Origin of the sequence: Costertonia aggregata, from assembly GCF_013402795.1 — a bacterium.
Taxonomy (GTDB): Bacteria; Bacteroidota; Bacteroidia; order Flavobacteriales; family Flavobacteriaceae; genus Costertonia; species Costertonia aggregata.
Genome location: NZ_CP058595.1, coordinates 2,736,652 through 2,753,665, shown reverse-complemented (window position 1 = coordinate 2,753,665; position 17,014 = coordinate 2,736,652). Strand labels below are relative to the sequence as shown.

General features: G+C 39.3%; 18 protein-coding genes and 1 other RNA gene. 10 read left to right on the top strand and 9 right to left on the bottom strand.

Annotation, left to right across the window (positions count from 1 at the left end; translation table 11 throughout):
- Positions 1-41 precede the first annotated feature (41 nt).
- Both HYG79_RS18225 and ppgK read left to right on the top strand, forming a co-directional pair.
- Positions 42-857, top strand: a complete 816-nt coding sequence (locus HYG79_RS18225; RefSeq protein ID WP_179242449.1) for an NUDIX hydrolase — start codon at positions 42-44, stop codon at positions 855-857.
- Between the two features lie 61 nt (positions 858-918).
- Positions 919-1,668 (top strand): polyphosphate--glucose phosphotransferase, encoded by a 750-nt coding sequence (gene ppgK, locus HYG79_RS12680; RefSeq protein ID WP_179242448.1) that lies wholly within the window; start codon positions 919-921, stop codon positions 1,666-1,668.
- Positions 1,669-1,813: 145 nt separating this feature from the next.
- Here the strand turns inward: ppgK and typA are convergent, their stop codons facing one another.
- The 3 genes from typA to HYG79_RS12665 form a co-directional block, all read right to left on the bottom strand.
- A complete protein-coding gene (typA, locus tag HYG79_RS12675; RefSeq protein ID WP_179242447.1) occupies positions 1,814-3,613 on the bottom strand; it encodes a translational GTPase TypA in 1,800 nt (599 codons plus the stop codon).
- A gap of 121 nt (positions 3,614-3,734) precedes the next feature.
- Positions 3,735-4,301 (bottom strand): hypothetical protein, encoded by a 567-nt coding sequence (locus HYG79_RS12670; RefSeq protein WP_179242446.1) that lies wholly within the window; start codon positions 4,299-4,301, stop codon positions 3,735-3,737.
- 89 nt (positions 4,302-4,390) lie between these two features.
- Complete coding sequence (locus tag HYG79_RS12665; protein WP_179242445.1) at positions 4,391-4,957, bottom strand: hypothetical protein; 567 nt, start codon at positions 4,955-4,957, stop codon at positions 4,391-4,393.
- A gap of 74 nt (positions 4,958-5,031) precedes the next feature.
- Here HYG79_RS12665 and kdsA point away from each other — a divergent pair, with 74 nt between their 5' ends.
- Both kdsA and HYG79_RS12655 read left to right on the top strand, forming a co-directional pair.
- Entirely contained in the window at positions 5,032-5,850 is an 819-nt protein-coding gene (gene kdsA / locus HYG79_RS12660) for a 3-deoxy-8-phosphooctulonate synthase (protein ID WP_179242444.1), read from the top strand.
- A gap of 86 nt (positions 5,851-5,936) precedes the next feature.
- Positions 5,937-7,550: a sulfatase family protein gene (locus HYG79_RS12655; RefSeq protein ID WP_179242443.1), complete on the top strand. Its 1,614-nt coding sequence runs from the start codon at positions 5,937-5,939 to the stop codon at positions 7,548-7,550.
- Between the two features lie 51 nt (positions 7,551-7,601).
- Here HYG79_RS12655 and HYG79_RS12650 read toward each other — a convergent pair whose 3' ends face one another.
- A complete protein-coding gene (locus HYG79_RS12650) occupies positions 7,602-7,961 on the bottom strand; it encodes a DUF1801 domain-containing protein (protein WP_179242442.1) in 360 nt (119 codons plus the stop codon).
- 83 nt (positions 7,962-8,044) lie between these two features.
- On the opposite strand from HYG79_RS12650, the gene HYG79_RS12645 reads away from it, so the two are divergent.
- From HYG79_RS12645 to HYG79_RS12630, 4 genes are all read left to right on the top strand, one after another.
- Positions 8,045-9,160 carry an Sb-PDE family phosphodiesterase gene (locus HYG79_RS12645; protein WP_179242441.1) on the top strand — a complete coding sequence of 372 codons (1,116 nt, stop codon included), beginning with the start codon at positions 8,045-8,047 and terminating at the stop codon, positions 9,158-9,160.
- A 168-nt stretch (positions 9,161-9,328) separates the two neighbouring features.
- A complete protein-coding gene (locus HYG79_RS12640; RefSeq protein ID WP_179242440.1) occupies positions 9,329-9,964 on the top strand; it encodes a hypothetical protein in 636 nt (211 codons plus the stop codon).
- 165 nt (positions 9,965-10,129) lie between these two features.
- Positions 10,130-10,420, top strand: a complete 291-nt coding sequence (locus tag HYG79_RS12635; RefSeq protein WP_179242439.1) for a winged helix-turn-helix domain-containing protein — start codon at positions 10,130-10,132, stop codon at positions 10,418-10,420.
- A gap of 51 nt (positions 10,421-10,471) precedes the next feature.
- The gene (locus HYG79_RS12630; RefSeq protein WP_179242438.1) at positions 10,472-10,927 is read left to right on the top strand and encodes a hypothetical protein; all 456 of its coding nucleotides are present in this window, start codon (positions 10,472-10,474) and stop codon (positions 10,925-10,927) included.
- On the opposite strand, the gene HYG79_RS12625 is transcribed toward HYG79_RS12630, so the two are convergent.
- A complete protein-coding gene (locus HYG79_RS12625; RefSeq protein ID WP_179242437.1) occupies positions 10,921-11,181 on the bottom strand; it encodes a hypothetical protein in 261 nt (86 codons plus the stop codon). The two genes, HYG79_RS12630 and HYG79_RS12625, sit on opposite strands and share 7 nt — an antisense overlap.
- A gap of 76 nt (positions 11,182-11,257) precedes the next feature.
- A complete protein-coding gene (locus tag HYG79_RS12620; RefSeq protein WP_179242436.1) occupies positions 11,258-12,454 on the bottom strand; it encodes an NAD(P)-dependent oxidoreductase in 1,197 nt (398 codons plus the stop codon).
- Positions 12,455-12,779: 325 nt separating this feature from the next.
- Here HYG79_RS12620 and ssrA point away from each other — a divergent pair.
- Both ssrA and HYG79_RS12610 read left to right on the top strand, forming a co-directional pair.
- Positions 12,780-13,178, top strand: a transfer-messenger RNA (tmRNA) gene (gene ssrA, locus HYG79_RS12615).
- A gap of 351 nt (positions 13,179-13,529) precedes the next feature.
- Positions 13,530-14,924, top strand: coding sequence for an exonuclease domain-containing protein (locus HYG79_RS12610; RefSeq protein ID WP_179242435.1), 1,395 nt, complete (start codon positions 13,530-13,532; stop codon positions 14,922-14,924).
- 91 nt (positions 14,925-15,015) lie between these two features.
- Here the strand turns inward: HYG79_RS12610 and HYG79_RS12605 are convergent, their stop codons facing one another.
- The 3 genes from HYG79_RS12605 to HYG79_RS12600 form a co-directional block, all read right to left on the bottom strand.
- Positions 15,016-15,195, bottom strand: coding sequence for a hypothetical protein (locus HYG79_RS12605; RefSeq protein ID WP_228027868.1), 180 nt, complete (start codon positions 15,193-15,195; stop codon positions 15,016-15,018).
- Between the two features lie 168 nt (positions 15,196-15,363).
- Entirely contained in the window at positions 15,364-15,495 is a 132-nt protein-coding gene (locus tag HYG79_RS18170; protein WP_262888964.1) for a hypothetical protein, read from the bottom strand.
- 86 nt (positions 15,496-15,581) lie between these two features.
- Positions 15,582-16,997: an MBL fold metallo-hydrolase gene (locus HYG79_RS12600; RefSeq protein WP_179242434.1), complete on the bottom strand. Its 1,416-nt coding sequence runs from the start codon at positions 16,995-16,997 to the stop codon at positions 15,582-15,584.
- Positions 16,998-17,014: the final 17 nt, after the last annotated feature.

Here is a 17,014-nt window from a genome sequence, read left to right as displayed (position 1 = left end):
GATAATTGTGCTAACTTTAAGTGCCCCATTAAATTTATGACATGATTCTTAAAAAACAAGTATATCAGGCCGATAAAAAGGTAAACCCTTTCATAGGTATATTACTTTTTTTGATATCAATAATACTTTTAGTAGGTACAGGGCCGTTGGGTTTTGTTTACGGAATCTTACATTCCCTTTTTACCAAAGGATTTAGGGGTCTAGGCGAGTATCTTTTAAAGGTCGCCATTTCAATAGATCAATTGGGCAACGTAATGATGATGCATTTACTGAACGTACTATGGATAAAAAAAGGAGGGTACAAATTCGGAAATAGGGACGAGACGATTTCCAGTGCTTTGGGCAGAAATAAAGTACTTGGAACATTGACCGGTTTTGGCAAAGCAATAGACAAAATATTGGATGTTATAGACCCCAACCATTCCCTAAATTCAATTGATTATTACATTGAACCTACAGATGAGATTATTGACAAACTGGCTTGGATACACCTTAAAGACGGTAAAATTCTGGGTACAAGGAGCATGGGCAAGGAAAAGTACTATATTCCCGGTGGCAAGCGTGAAAAAGATGAGGTAGATGCACAAGCCCTGCTACGGGAAATCAAAGAAGAGCTCACAGTAGATCTGGATATAGATTCATTGCAGTTCGTTGGAATTTTTGAAGCCCAGGCCGATGGTCACAAAAATGGAATATTGGTTCGTATGACCTGCTACACCGGCAAATATTACGGTGAATTAAAACCTGCCTCAGAAATTGAAGAATTGCGATGGCTCGACTATTCAGATATTGACAAGATTTCAGCAGTTGATGTCTTGATATTTGATTTTCTGAAAGAAAAAGGGCTTCTGAAATAATCAATCTTTCTTATCCTTAAAGTTTTTCTTACTTTGGCAACCGCAAACATAAACCACTTTAATGGAAGTATTGGGTATTGATATCGGCGGATCGGGAATTAAAGGCGCACTGGTAAATTCACTTACAGGCGAAATGTTGACCAAAAGACATAGAATACCTACCCCGGAAGGCAGAAAACCAAAAGACATGGCAAAAGTTGTTGCCCAAATAGTAAAGCATTTTGAACATAAGGGCCCCGTAGGCGTAGGGTTTCCCACTATAATCAAACACGGCGTATGCAAGTCTCCAGGGAATCTTCATAAAAAATGGTTGGGTCTCAACGTAAAAGAACTGTTCGCCGAATATACCGGTTTACCCGTAACAGTCATCAATGATGCCGATGCTGCGGGATATGCTACCATGAATTATGGTATCGGCAAGGGAAAGCAAGGCTTGGTCGTTATGATAACCATTGGCACCGGACTAGGAAGCGGGGCGTTTTTGGATGGCGAACTCATTCCCAATTTTGAATTGGGACAAATTCCCTACAAAAAACATAAAAAAATCGAGCTGTGGGCCGCAGATTCCGCCAAGCAACGCGAAGGCCTTACTTATAAAAAATGGGGCAAACGTTTTAATACATTCCTCAAGTATGTTGAATTGATCATTGCGCCTGACTTGATTATTCTAGGTGGCGGAGCTTCAAAAGACTTTGATGAATATAAGGACTACATTACCATAGAAACGACCGTTGTACCTGCTGAGCTAAGGAACTCCGCCGGTATTGTTGGTGCTGCTGCGGCTGCTTTGCACCAAGCGCCAAGGGATTAATTTAAAAAATGTAAGGAAAAAGAAGAGCCGGAAACATATGTTTCCAGCTCTTCTTTTTTAGGATATCAACCACAATTCAATGGAAATTCCATTGTTTAACTAGGTATAGTGAATTACCTGAAGTATCGGAATATTCAAAGGGTTATTAAACTATTCTATTTCTTTTTCTATCAACCTCGGTCAAATATATTTTACGAAGTCGCAAGTGCTTTGGGGTTACCTCTACGTACTCATCTTTTTGGATATATTCCAAAGCCTCTTCTAATGAGAATTTTATAGCAGGAACAATCTTTGCCTTATCATCTGCACCTGCGGAACGCACGTTGGAAAGTTTTTTGGTTTTGGTAATATTTATCGTCATATCATCGCCACGTGAATTCTCCCCAATGACCTGACCTTCATAAATATCCTCTCCCGGATCAACAAAAAACTTGCCGCGATCCTGTAATTTATCAATTGAATACGGAATTGCTTTTCCTTTCTCCATAGAAACCAAAGAACCGTTCTGACGTTGTGGTATTTCCCCTTTCATGGGTTGATATTCCAAAAAGCGGTGCGCCATAATGGCTTCGCCCGCCGTGGCGGTCAATAATTGGTTTCTCAACCCTATGATACCCCTTGAAGGTATTTGGAACTCGCATACCATACGCTCCCCTTTGGCTTCCATACTGGTCATTTCCCCTTTACGGATAGAGACCATTTCTACGGCCTTGCCAGAAACCTCTTCAGGAAGATCAATCGTTAAATGCTCTATGGGTTCACATTTTACACCATCAATTTCTTTGATGATTACCTGTGGTTGACCTATCTGTAATTCGTATCCTTCACGACGCATGGTCTCTATCAAAACAGAAAGGTGCAATACCCCACGGCCAAAGACCAAGAATTTATCGGCACTATCGGTCTCGTTAACCCGTAATGCCAGGTTTTTTTCCAGTTCGCGCTCCAAACGTTCTTTAATGTGCCGGGAAGTCACAAATTTACCGTCCTGACCAAAGAACGGGCTATCGTTGATGGTAAACAACATACTCATCGTGGGTTCATCGATAGCTATTGTTTTTAAACCTTCGGGATTTTCTAGATCGGCGACCGTATCACCGATTTCGAAACCTTCTACACCGACCAAGGCACATATATCGCCCGTAGCAACTTCTTGTACCTTTTTACGACCTAGGCCTTCAAAGACAAAAAGTTCCTTGATTTTTGATTTTGCGATACTACCGTCTCTCTTTACCAAAGAAATCTGTTGGTTTTCTTTTAATGTACCCCGTTGTAATCTTCCAATCGCTATTCTACCTGTAAAAGAGGAGAAATCCAAAGAAGTGATCAACATTTGGGTGTTACCTTCGGTTGGCTTAAACGTTGGGATATGTTCAACGACCATATCCAACAAAGGCTCAATGGAATCGGTTTCGTTCCTCCAGTCATCACTCATCCAATTGTTCTTTGCAGAACCGTAAACGGTGGGGAAATCCAATTGCCATTCTTCGGCTCCCAACTCGAACATGAGGTCAAATACCTTTTCATGAACTTCTTCTGGAGTACAGTTTTCCTTATCTACCTTATTGATGACAACACAGGGTTTCAATCCCAAATCGATAGCCTTTTGCAATACAAAACGTGTTTGTGGCATGGGACCTTCAAAGGCATCTACCAACAAAAGAACACCATCTGCCATGTTCAGCACACGCTCTACCTCACCGCCAAAATCGGCGTGACCGGGAGTGTCTATAATATTGATCTTTGTATCCTTGTAGACTACTGAAACGTTTTTGGAGGTAATGGTAATACCCCTTTCACGCTCTAAATCGTTGTTATCCAATATTAAATCGCCTGTATTCTCGTTGTCACGAAATAATTGACAGTGATACATAATCTTATCGACCAAAGTAGTTTTACCGTGATCTACGTGTGCGATTATAGCAATGTTCTTTGTTGTTGACATATAGACTTTGTATTAATAGCCCTAAACTATTTAAGCGTGCAAAGATACTGCTATTTTCTGTGTAGCAACACAATCTTATGTTATTTTTATATTGTTGATTTTGAGAAGGTTTGGTTTGTAATTACTTATTTTTCCTCTTTCCAATAACCCAACCAATACTAAAGCTTACCGTGGGGCCAAAGCCAGTATCAATCGCTTCAAAATTTTCATCGGTGGCAAAATAAAGGCCAAGACCAAATTCCATACTATAATTAAATCCCTTGGGGTATGTTCTTTGAATGCCATAAACTGGCCCCATAAAACCAGCGGTTCCAGAACCCGATTCTATATTACCTATAATAACATCGGACGTAAACAGAGTGCCGGATAATGCCAAATAATTTCCGGTATTACCATCTATTCGTTTACCCTTGCCGAGCCTTCTATCCATATTGTAATAATATCGGTATTGCGCATTTAAGGCAGGTAGGAAAGCGTAGTTGAACTCTCTTCTTCCGCTGCCCGATGCACCAAATTGCAAACCCAGTCCCAAATTAATAGTTTGGTTTTTGCCTATACCCATCTCATATTCTACGCCAGGGTTAATTAGATTGATTTTGAATTGACCTTCTTCAACATGCTTATCTCTCTGAGCAGCCAAGCTAAAAGGAATTGTGAACAATACAAAGAGTAAAATCAGTCGTTTCATGCTACGTTTGGTTTATTATGTTAGATGAGAACAACATCAAAAACCAAACCAAACGAATTAATTAAACAAGAGAATCAATCAAACACCGGTTACTTTGATTTTCGCTTGGTAGCCACCCAACCAAAGGTGAAGTTGAACAACGGACCATAGCCATCGGGAACCCCATCGCCACGATAATAACCAAAGCCAAGCTCCGCGTTTATATTAAAGCCCTTTCTATTGGTACGCTGAATACCATATACCCCGCCGTAAAAAGCTATTGCAAAATCCTTTGGTGCATTAAGGTTATTCGTAAACTGTACAGGTGCCCAAAAAACACTTCTTGCCGGGGCGATATAATTGGCCGAATTCCCTACTATGTTCTTGTTGATATCCAAACGGTTTTGAAAATTGTGGTAGTATCTAATTCTGGTATGCCAGGCAAAACCAAAGGTATAGCCTTCTTGATAACTGGCCAGACCCGGCGAAAAACTAGTGGATACACTTACATTTCTAAATAAGCCCAACTCATAACGTATACCTGGCCCTAAAAGGTTAAAGGTAAGCTGATGACGCTCAAGATTGATAAGCCCGTTCCCTTTCTCGGTAATTCTTTGAGCGGTAGCATTGGTGAAAACTACAATAAAAAGGATCAGAAAAAACAGTTTTTTTATCATGCTATGGTTTTTTGATTTTTTAAATCTAATACGATTACCTTTGTACATTACTATTTCTATATATATTTTAAGATATGGTCCTTTCCGAGATTTCCCAGATAAAGCATACTACAACGAACAACTTTTTCCTGCTCTCCGGGCCCTGTGCCATTGAAGGCGAAGAAATGGCCTTACGTATTGCCGACCATATTGTTACCGTGACCGATAAGCTTAAGATACCCTATATTTTCAAAGGGAGTTTTAAAAAAGCAAATCGTAGCAGGTTGGACTCTTTTACGGGAATCGGGGATGAAAAAGCATTAAAAATTTTACGAAAAGTATCGGAGACATTTCATGTACCGACCGTGACCGATATCCACACAGAACCGGACGCCGCCATAGCTGCGGCTTATGTTGATGTGCTCCAAATCCCGGCTTTTTTAGCTCGCCAAACCGATTTATTGGTAGCCGCTGCCCAAACGGGCAAGACCATAAACATTAAAAAGGGACAATTTATGAGCCCCGAAAGTATGAAACATGCCGTTAACAAAATAACCGAAACAGGAAATGAACAGGCCATAATTACCGATCGCGGTACCATGTTCGGGTATCAAGATATGGTAGTCGATTTTAGGGGTATCCCGACCATGAGACAATATGCTCCCGTTGTATTGGATGTTACCCATTCCCTACAACAACCCAATCAATCTTCAGGGGTCACCGGTGGCAGGCCGGCACTTATAGGAACCATGGCGAAAGCGGGCATTGCAGCGGGCGTAGATGGGCTTTTTATCGAAACCCATTTTGATCCGGCCAACGCCAAAAGCGATGGGGCCAATATGCTTGATTTAAGTTTATTGGAAAAGTTACTGACCGATTTGACCGAGCTAAAGAAAACCGTGAACACTTTTTAATAGTTCTAGTTCAAATCTAGAACCATACTGTATGTTGCCTTACTAATTTTTAGTACTTTGGATTTCCGATAAAATCAATCCGTTTTATGAAATCCACGCTTTACATCCTCCTGGTCTTGTCCCTACTATTTTTCCCATCATGTAAAACAGAAACGAAAAAAAAAGAGAAAAAGGCGCTTCCCCAAAAACCGAACATTGTTTTTATCATGTCAGACGATCATGCCTATCAAGCCATTAGTGCCTACAACGATACATTGATACAAACACCAAATATAGACAGGATTGCCGAGGAAGGCGTACTATTTACCAATGCCAGTGTGACCAATTCAATCTGCGCACCGTCACGTGCGGTCATTTTGACGGGAAAGCACAGTCACCTCAACGGGAAAATCGATAATAACATGCCGTTTGATACCACCAATGTTACCTTTCCCCAATTGTTTCAAAAAGCAGGTTATCAAACCGCTATGTTCGGCAAGCTTCATTTTGGAAACAATCCCAAAGGTTTTGATGAGTTCAAGATTTTACCGGGACAGGGAGATTATTACAACCCCAAGTTCATCACTTCTAAGGGAGATACTATCGTAAATGGATATGTAACAGACATCATAACAGATTTTACCCTGGATTGGATGAAAAAGAGAAGGGATACCACAAAACCTTTCCTGTTGATGTATTTGCATAAGGCACCCCATAGAACTTGGCTACCCGCAGAAAGGCATTACAAGGTATTTACAAAAAAAACATTTCCATTGCCAGCTACATTGTTCGACACTTACGATACCAGAGGTACTGCAGCAAAGACAGCTGAAATGGGTATTCTAAAAGAAATGCAACTACGTTATGATAATAAGCTTACAAAAGAAGTTACCGATGAACTCAAAGTAGAGGATAAATATGATTGGTCACCGTTAGATAGAATGACCACCTTACAAAGAACCTCTTGGAACGAGACCTATTCTCCCATTAGTGAAGAGTTTCGAAAATCCTACCCCGCAATGAACGATTCAGCTCTTACCGTATGGAAATACCAAAGATACATGCAGGATTATTTGGCCACCATAGCTGCCGTAGACGAAAACGTAGGTCGTGTACTGGACTATTTGGACGAAAATAACCTTAAAGAGAATACTGTTGTGGTCTATACTTCCGATCAGGGTTTTTATTTGGGTGAGCACGGTTGGTTCGACAAACGTTTTATGTACAACGAATCTTTTAAAACCCCTTTACTTATTCGCTGGCCCAATGTAATCACACCCGAAACCACCGAGGATGAAATGGTACAAAATTTGGATTTTGCCCAAACCTTTTTGGAAATAGCTGGAATAAATGCACCAGAAGACATGCAAGGCGAAAGCTTTTTACCTCTTTTGATAAATGAAAAGGAGAAATGGAAAAGAGATGCAGTGTATTACCACTATTATGAATACCCGTCAGTACATGCCGTAAAAAGACATTACGGAATCGCCACCAAAAAATTTAAGCTCATGCATTTTTATTATGATGTAGATGAATGGGAGTTTTACGATAGGGAAAAAGACCCAATGGAAATTCGTAATCTTTACAACGACCCCGATTATGCCAATATAATATCGGAAATGAAAGAAAAGCTGTCGGCATTACGGATTAAATACAAAGATTCTGATGAACACAATAATCGATATATTCAAATCTATAAAGAGAACGGGTGGATCAAATAGTTCTTTTTTTTTGTTAAGATCAAACATTTTTAACCGAGGTAAACCCCAAGGTCATTTGTAGAATTTCCTTTCCTTTACCGAGTAGGCATCTTGTAATACTTCGGTCAAAACAATGGTGTCAATTTCCTCCAATGATCTGTACCGCAACGATTTCATTGTTTTTCGACCTGCGGTCGTCATGAGTTCCAGATGTAAGGTCAAATGAGCGGCATTCCAAAAACCCAAATCCACATAATCTTTAGATTGGTTCAAATAGCAAAATGGCCTATCGCCTATATAGTAAAAAGGAATACGGTACTTGTACCTTAAATCTATATTCGGGATAGTATTTTCGATTACCGATCGTAAATACAGCAATATACTTCTAAAAGGTTCGGGCTTATGTATTATATAATGCTCAGCTGGGTTCATACAGATTTAAATTTACTATTTCTTATCCAAAAAGACACATTTTTAGTATTTTCAAACAGTACATTTATAAAAACCTATAATTGATGAAAAAAGCAATAGTACTAATGGTTTTTTTGGGGATATACAATTCCCAAGCGCAAAACCATTCACATGCTGGTGCCAAGCCTCTACATTATCCAAATATTGAAGGATATATAACCCTGAAAACCGATTTGCACATACACACCGTTTTTTCGGATGGCAATGTTTGGCCGACCATCAGGGTATTGGAGGCGTTACGCGAGAATCTAGATGCCATTTCATTGACCGAACATTTGGAATACCAGCCCCATAAAGACGATATTCCACACCCAGACCGCAACCGCTCCTACGAATTGGCCTTGCAAGAGGCCAAGGCACATGAACTTCTCATTGTCCATGGCTCGGAAATTACTCGCTCGCCCCCTATGGGCCATAACAATGCAGTCTTTATATCCGATGCGAACAAACTCCTTACCGATAAGGCTGAAGATGCCTTTTCGGAGGCCAAAAAGCAGAATGCCTTTATATTCTGGAATCACCCAGCTTGGTATGCCCAAAACCCAAAAGGATATCCGATTCTGAGCGATTTTCAGAAAAAACGCATCGCAAAAGGGGAACTTCACGGTATTGAAGTCATCAATACTACCGATTATTCGGAGGAATCACTGGCTTTGGCCTTGGAGCAAGACCTAACGATTATGGCCACAAGTGATATTCACGGATTGATAGACTGGGACTACACCGAAAAAGGAATGCAACGCCCCATTACTTTGGTATTTGCCAAGGAAAAGAGCTTAGAAAGTATGCAAGAAGCATTATTTGAAGGAAGAACTGTGGCAGTTTATAATTCGCTATTGGTAGGAAAAGCAAAATTTCTGAACCCATTGATTCAAGCAAGCATAAAAGTGAATTCTGCCAAATACATAGCAAATACTCAAATACTCGAAGTTGAATTGGAAAATGTTTCCAGCAGTCCACTTTTGTTTGAAAACCAAATGCAGTATAGCTTTTACAGCAGTTCCCCTGTTTTTGAGATACCTGCTTTGGACAAATACACACTTCGGATCAAAACTCTGGAGGAAAAGCAAAATATTGATTTGAAACTAAAAGCGATAGGAGCATTTACGGCCCCTAAAACATCTCCCGTTATTTCGTGGATTATACCCGTTGACAAATAAGCTATCAACATTCAAATACGGAATGCGTGCAGGTAAAGCCTTCTTAAAAGAATTTAGATAAGCCCAGTAAGTACATATTTCAATTTTTGAGTAAACCCCGAATTTTATCCGATAAATTGATAACTATTCGATTTTTTATTTTAACTTTGTATTTCAAAGTACTTTAAAATGGAATCAAAAAAATATTTAGAAGATATTTCCGAAATCAAAAACATGATGAGCCGCTCATCGCGGTTTATTTCTTTGAGCGGTATTTCTGGGGTTTTAGCAGGTGTGTATGCACTAATAGGTGCTGCATTTGCACATGTGAGGTTACAGCAATACTCATTGATAGACCCAATGGAATATTACAAAAGAAATTCTGCCCCAATAGAGACTGGGCTTGTTGTTGACTTATTCGCAATAGCTATTGTAGTGATGCTAGCGGCCTTGGTTACTGGCACTATACTATCTATAAAGAAGGCGAAAAAAAGTGAAGAAAAAATATGGAACGCTTCAAGTAGAAGATTGGTCATCAACTTCTTTTTGCCATTATTGGTCGGCGGTATTTTTTGCCTGGTATTGATTCAATATCACCTCTCTGCTCTTGTAGCCTCTACAACACTTGTTTTTTATGGTCTAGCTTGTATCAATGCGAGTAAATACACTTTGGGAGATGTGCGTTACATGGGTATTGCCTTTGTTTTATTTGGATTGGCGAGCACACAATTTTTAGGGTACGGATTATATTTTTGGGCGATAGGTTTCGGCCTTTTTCATATATTTTATGGTACTTTGATGTATTTTAAATATGACAGAAAGTAGATGTTGGATGTTAGATATTAGATGTTAGATGTTAGATGTTAGATGTTAGATGTTAGATGTTAGATGTTAGATGTTAGATGTTAGATGTTAGATGTTAGAAAACTAAATTTTTCAAAATTTGGTTCAAAGAAAATCCAAAGTAATTCAAGAGGAATAAAATCATAAATGAGCATAATCAATAACATAAATAAAGCCTTTGATCACCGTATTCGCCTGGGAATCATGAGTATTCTTATGGTAAACGATTATGCCGATTTTAATATGCTAAAAGAGCTGTTGGGAGCCACTGATGGCAATTTGGCCAGCCATACAAAGGCCCTGGAAACAGGTAAGTACATAAAGGTAGAAAAACAATTTATCGGCCGTAAACCCAATACAAGATATTCGGCAACCAAGCTGGGGAAACTGGAATTTCAAAAACATATTGATGCCCTTGAAAAACTGATAAGGAAATAAAAAAATTTACTTATTTACTTTGAAATTCAAAGTACTTTTAAATTATATATCATGAGAGATAAAATATTGGAGTATTTATACGAATGGAGTAAAATACCCTATCAAAAATTCTGGAAAAAAAATAACGCTTGGAACGTAAGCCTGAACGAGTTGGTAAAATATCCCAATGAGAGCTTGGGTTTTCATTTGGGCGCTTTTTTGCTAAAGCACAGTTTTGAGATACAGCCCAAATTAGAGAGCCACGATGTTTTTCATGTACTCACCCGTACAGGAATTTCGGTACCTGAAGAGATTGGCATGCAATACTATTTGTTGGGGAACGGCAAAAGAAGCCTTTACCTTTTTTTGGTCATATTGTTGGGCACGCTACTCTATCCTGATCATTGTACACTATTTGTTAGATCCTTCAAAAAGGGAAAAAAAGCATATGGCTTTCACCAATTGGATTTCTCTAAAATGTTACACATACCCTTACGTAAAATCAGATCTGCATTTAAAATTCAATAAAACCCTATTTCACGCTCAAAATCAGCCTTGATGATTTGAAGATACTTTTGAGGGGTCGGGGACGATACGGTGACCCTGTTGCACACTACGTCAATATCAAAATAAAAACAGGAAAAATCACTACAACAATCTATATCATCCAACTTTTCTATCAAGAATTTCATAATTCTGGGACGAAGTCGATATTCCATATCGATACAATATTTCTTCAGTTTTTCGTCCGAGTCCTCCCCGATAATCCAATTAAATTTCATTGGTCTTAATTTAAACAAGAATGAAATATAGGGATTTTTGATAAAATCAATTACGCTTGTTCATATTGGCCCGATTTTAGGTCACGTAATCTGATAAATAAGAATATCTGTTCGTTAATTTTCCATTTTTGGTCATTCGTGCTCGTTCCAAAACACCATCCTTATCCCCGTTAAAAAAAGCAGGGATTACATTTTTGAGAAAAGCTTCCCCGAAACCTTCACTGGCGTCTCTCGGCAATTCACAGGGTAGATTGTCAACGGCCATAACGGCTATGGCGTTGGGCTTTCTAAAATCTGTCTCCGTTTCTGTATGCGGGTCGTAACCATAAATAGGTTCTGCGATAGTTGAAGGTTTAATGGTAGATGCCACGGGACCGTCGATATCACAGCTGATATCTGCCACAACTTTGATTTTAAAATCAGGCTTTTTGGCATCTTCGCGGGTATATAAATATGGAGCGCCGTCACCATAAAAATGTCCTGCAATATAAAAGTGGGTCACCTTGGCAAACCGAAAGAAATTGGACTTGTACGCACCGGGATTCGCAAAAAAGTCGGCCTTACTGCCACGCACACCATCTTTACGTTTGTTGTATTCGGATGCATCTATCTGACAGTATACGGGTTCGTTGAATTCCTCTTCCAAATACTCGCTCACATTTACCCTGCGCATTCCCATACCGTCCAACATCTCACGAGAACCATTACCCACTCTACCCCTACCAGTGAGCAATACCTTAATATTCGGGAGTTTGATTTTCTTCAACTCGAAAATTAATGCCTGCTGATCGGCCAAGGTTTCCGCTTTAGGCAGATCAAAGGTTTTATATTTCAACCCATACGCCCTAAAACCGTTATATGCACCTACAATACCGGCATATCTACCAAAGGCGACCAATCTTTGTGCTTTCTTATTGGTAATGACCTCGTGGTCGTAAAGCTCTATATTTTTTTCTAAAATAGCTTTCAAGAGCTTTTTGTTATAGGGCTGCTTTTTAATGGTATGGGAAAAGAAGAAGTACTTTTTATCGGGAATCAGGTTTTCAATAGGAACTTCCTTTACACCGAGCAGCACATCACATTCGGCCATTTTGGATGCAACTTGTAGGCCTGATTTTTTATAATCGGTATCAGTAAAGGTTCTTATCGGCGATGGTTCTACAATGATCTGTGCCTTTGGATGGTTTGCAAGGACTTTTTGACAGGCTTCCGGTGACAAAACCACTCGCCTATCCGGTGGGTCTTTGCGCTCTCTGATGATTCCGAACTTCATTGAAAAGGATTTATGGTTTATGGTTTATGGTTTATGGTTTATGGTTTATGGAAATCGTATTTTTTGACATTATGTTCCAAAAACCAAAATGGCATTAAATTTGCCCTAAATTAAGTGGAATTGTGGCATCGGGCAAACTTTTTCTTGTTTCAAGAGATTAATGCTATCTTTGCCGCCCGTGTTAGGGATCGAGGCAGGTACCGTGTACGGCCGAAAGCCCGTACCCTTTTGAAAAAAGGGTAACGCCCAATACGAGTTCTTTGAAAAAACAATCAGAATTGACTCAACAGATTCCCTTCTTCACGGGAATGACATTTCTGGTTATGGGGCCGACTGGTTTTGACAGCGAGACCAATGGCAATGTAAGCATGTCGAGCGCTGGGGTACAGCTCGTTAATATCATACTTCACACTTTTAATTGGCGATAATAATTACGCTCTTGCCGCATAATCTGAATTATAGTAGGATATGCCTCGTCCTTACAAGGTAGGGAAGCGAGATGTTCCTGGGTAGCCCTTGTTGATGGCGACCCGTTTAGGAGCACCAGAAAAGTCAACATAAGGTTGTTGTTCGCTTTGACAATGACACTAAAACTTTAAGAAGCTAAGTGTACGATAGGCGGTTTTCGGTCGGTCGTGCATCGAAAACCAATTGAAAACTAAACATGTAGAAAGTATTGTAATTGCTTGTTTGGACGAGGGTTCGAATCCCTCCGGCTCCACGATTGAGCGAAAAAGCCGTACCACAAGGTGCGGTTTTTTTGTTTTACGAAAAAATCGAACAAACTCGATTTTCGGAGTAAAGCGTAAAAACAAGCGCGCAGCGCATGGCTTTTTCATTTACAGGACCGAAGCTTTTCGGAACACCCAAGGTAACCCATCCGGCTCCACAAAAGTCAAAATTTCAATATTAAATACTTTGGATTGAAATTTTGGTTTTCGGTAATAGCCCGTTAAAAATAACGATGCGACTTCCCCAATCTCAAAAAAATCGACTTTGAACGGTCATTTACTTTAACATAATTCGTGTGTACTATTCACTAACTTTAAACTTTAATCAAAGTAGACTATAAAGGTTGTACAGCATTGTTGATATAGAAACTACGGGAAACGGTATAAGAGGCAATCGCATTACCGAAATCTCCATTTTTAGGTTTGATGGTCATCAAATCGTAGATGAGTTTACCTCTTTGGTCAATCCCGAGTGTGACATCCCTCTTTTCATTACCGGTCTCACGGGTATAGATGACAATATGGTTCGCAATGCCCCTCTACTAAATGAAATTGCTCCGAGAATACTCGAAATTACAAAGGATAGTATTTTTGTGGCCCATAGCGTAAATTTTGATTATAACGTCATTAAAAACGAGTTCAAACAAATTGGCCATGATTTCTCCCTAAAAAAACTCTGCACGGTACGATTGTCCCGAAAATTACTCCCGGGATACCATTCATACAGCTTGGGAAAATTATGTTCGGCTATTGGTATTCCCCTAACAGACAGGCATCGTGCCCGTGGCGATGCCCATGCTACCTTGCTTTTGTTTCATAAGTTATTGCGTGCTCAAAATGCCGAAAAAGTATTTAAGGCTTTTTTGAATGCCCGGTCTCAAGAAACTACCTTACCTCCTGCGCTTCCTAAAACGGAATTTGAAAAATTACCCACTACGCCCGGTGTTTATTATTTTAAAAATCAAAAGGGAAAGATTATTTACGTGGGGAAGGCCATAAACATAAAGAAAAGGGTATTAAGCCATTTTTACGATAAAGCTACCAAAGAATTGGCACTCTGTTCAGAAACATATCTCTTGGATTTTGAAGAAACCGGAAATGAACTTATCGCCCTATTGCAGGAATCCTCTGAAATAAAAAAACACTATCCAAAATTCAATCGGGCACAAAAAAGAAATGTTCAGCGATATGGTATCTTTAGCTATGAGGACCGAAAAGGAGTTTTGCATTTGGCCTACAACAAAATTAAAATGGCCCCTAATCCCCTAACGGTTTTTTACAGTTTAACCGATTGCAGGCAATTTTTGGAAAAGATATGCGATACTTTTGAACTCTGCCCCAAATACTGCCACTTACAGGAAAATGTGACCACTTGTTCCCATTACAAAATCAAACAGTGTATCGGTATTTGTTCCAACATTGAACAATTGACTAAATACAATCTTCGCGTGCAAAAGGCTATTGGCTTTTTAAAAGAAACAAAAACCGATTTTACTATTAAATCAAAAGGAAGAACAGCTGATGAGGATGCCTTTGTATTGGTACGGAACGGTTTGTATATTGGTTTTGGATATATATCCAAGAATATAGCAGTATCGTATTTGGACGAAATTGAATCGTTTTTGATACCTCAGCAAAATACGATGGAAACCCAACGAATAATTGAATCGTACGTGAGAAAACACCCAAAATCTATATTTGAACTAGGGAAAAACAACGTGGAACAAATCCAAGTTTAATCCTTTAATTTTCGATACATCCGCACGATAAAAAGAAGCCATATCATAAATATGATGGCCACTATTATAGAATATATCAAAACAAAATCCACTATTTCTTATACTTTAAATAGTTCATAAAACCTAAAATCGTTGGTGCCCAGAAAGCGATAAATATGGCATCTAGTTTTTTACCGTTCAGGAACAAATACTCTGACACTATAATGATGGATAAGACTACCAAGAGCATAATACAGTTCATTGCTCCGACTCGTTCAATAAATTTCTTCATTATTGTAATACAAACCCTACTTAAAGGTATTAAATATATTCGTTCAACGTCAAAATTACATTAAGATTTTCTTAACATTTATGTTATCAACATAAAAATCGACCTAAAAAAACGAATTTAACATTTTATAGGCTTATATAGTCAAGGTTTGTAAAGAAAAGTGAGTGATTAGGATTCTTTTTTCTTTCCGCTGTTTATCAAATTAAACATAACGGCAATCAAAAGAACCACTACAACTGCAAAAACAGCGATCATGACTATACCATTACTCCAATTTACCAAAGGGATTAGATTTTTCATACTATACTACTTTAGAAAACAAAAAAATCAAATTGTTTTTATGAAGTAAAAGTAATGTGTAACTATAAAAAACAATATGACAAATATCAGTTTTTCAATGTAGTAGGGCATACGTAATCCGTAATTGGCAGTCCAGTAGTTTTGATTGCTCCAAAACCGCCTTTAATATCAATTAGATTGTGAATTCCCCTACTCTTTAAGATAGAGGCAGCAATTACAGAACGATATCCCCCGGCACAATGAACAAAGAAGGGCTTGTCTTTTGGAAATTCCGATAAGTATTCATTGATATTGCTTAGTGGGGCATGTTTGGCATCCAAAACGTGTTCTGACTGGTATTCGCCATCTTTTCTAACATCAAAGAATGGAATTTTATCGGTTTTTAACCTGTCCTTGACTTCAGAGGCCATGATTGAAATTATTGAATCTTTTTCTTTACCTGCTTCTATCCAAGCAGAAATACCCCCACTTAAATAGCCAATTGTACCATCAAAACCCACCCTGGAAAGCCTTGTCACGGTCTCTTCCTCCTTACCTTGGGGAGTAACCAAAAGTAAGGGTTGTTTGGTATCTGCTATCAAAGCCCCTACCCATGGTGCAAAATCGCCGTTAAGGCCAATAAAAATTGATCTAGGTATATGTTTATTTACAAACTCGTCTTGGTGCCTTACATCAAGTACCAAAGCTTCGGTCTCGTTGGCCGCCTCTTCAAATTCGTCCGGAGACAATGCCCGGGTTCCCCTGTCCAGCACGGTTGCGATATCCTCATAACCCTCCTTGTTCATTTTAACGTTCAACGGAAAGTATTTTGGCGGTGGTAACAAACCGTCGGTAACCTCTTGTATGAACTCCGCTTTGGTCATATCGGCTCTAAGCGCATAATTCATTTTTTTTTGGTTGCCCAAAGTATCTACCGTTTCCTTCATCATATTTTTACCACAGGCCGAACCTGCGCCATGTGCCGGATAAACGATCACATCGTCTGCCAAAGGCATGATTTTTTCGCGTAAGCTATCATAAAGAATGCCTGCTAGGTCTTCCTTGGTCATACTGGCAGCTTTCTGGGCCAAGTCTGGTCTTCCTACGTCGCCTAAAAATAGAGTGTCACCGGAAAAAATCGCATGGTCCTTTCCGTGGGCATCACGCAAGAGATATGTTGTACTTTCCATGGTATGCCCCGGAGTGTGCAATGCGGTAATCGTAATATTGCCCAATTGAAATTCTTGACCGTCCGTCGCAATAATGGCATCAAAGGAGGGATTCGCATTGGGCCCGTATACAATCGGTGCACCCGATTTTTCGGATAGCGTCACATGACCACTAACAAAATCAGCGTGAAAATGTGTTTCAAAAATGTACTTGATCTTGGCATCGGCATCCTTAGCACGTTTTATATACGGCTCTACCTCACGCAAGGGATCTATGATAGCAACTTCGCCCTCACTTTCAATATAATACGCCCCTTGGGCCAAACATCCTGTATAAATCTGTTCTATTTTCATAATTTATCTGCTTTAGA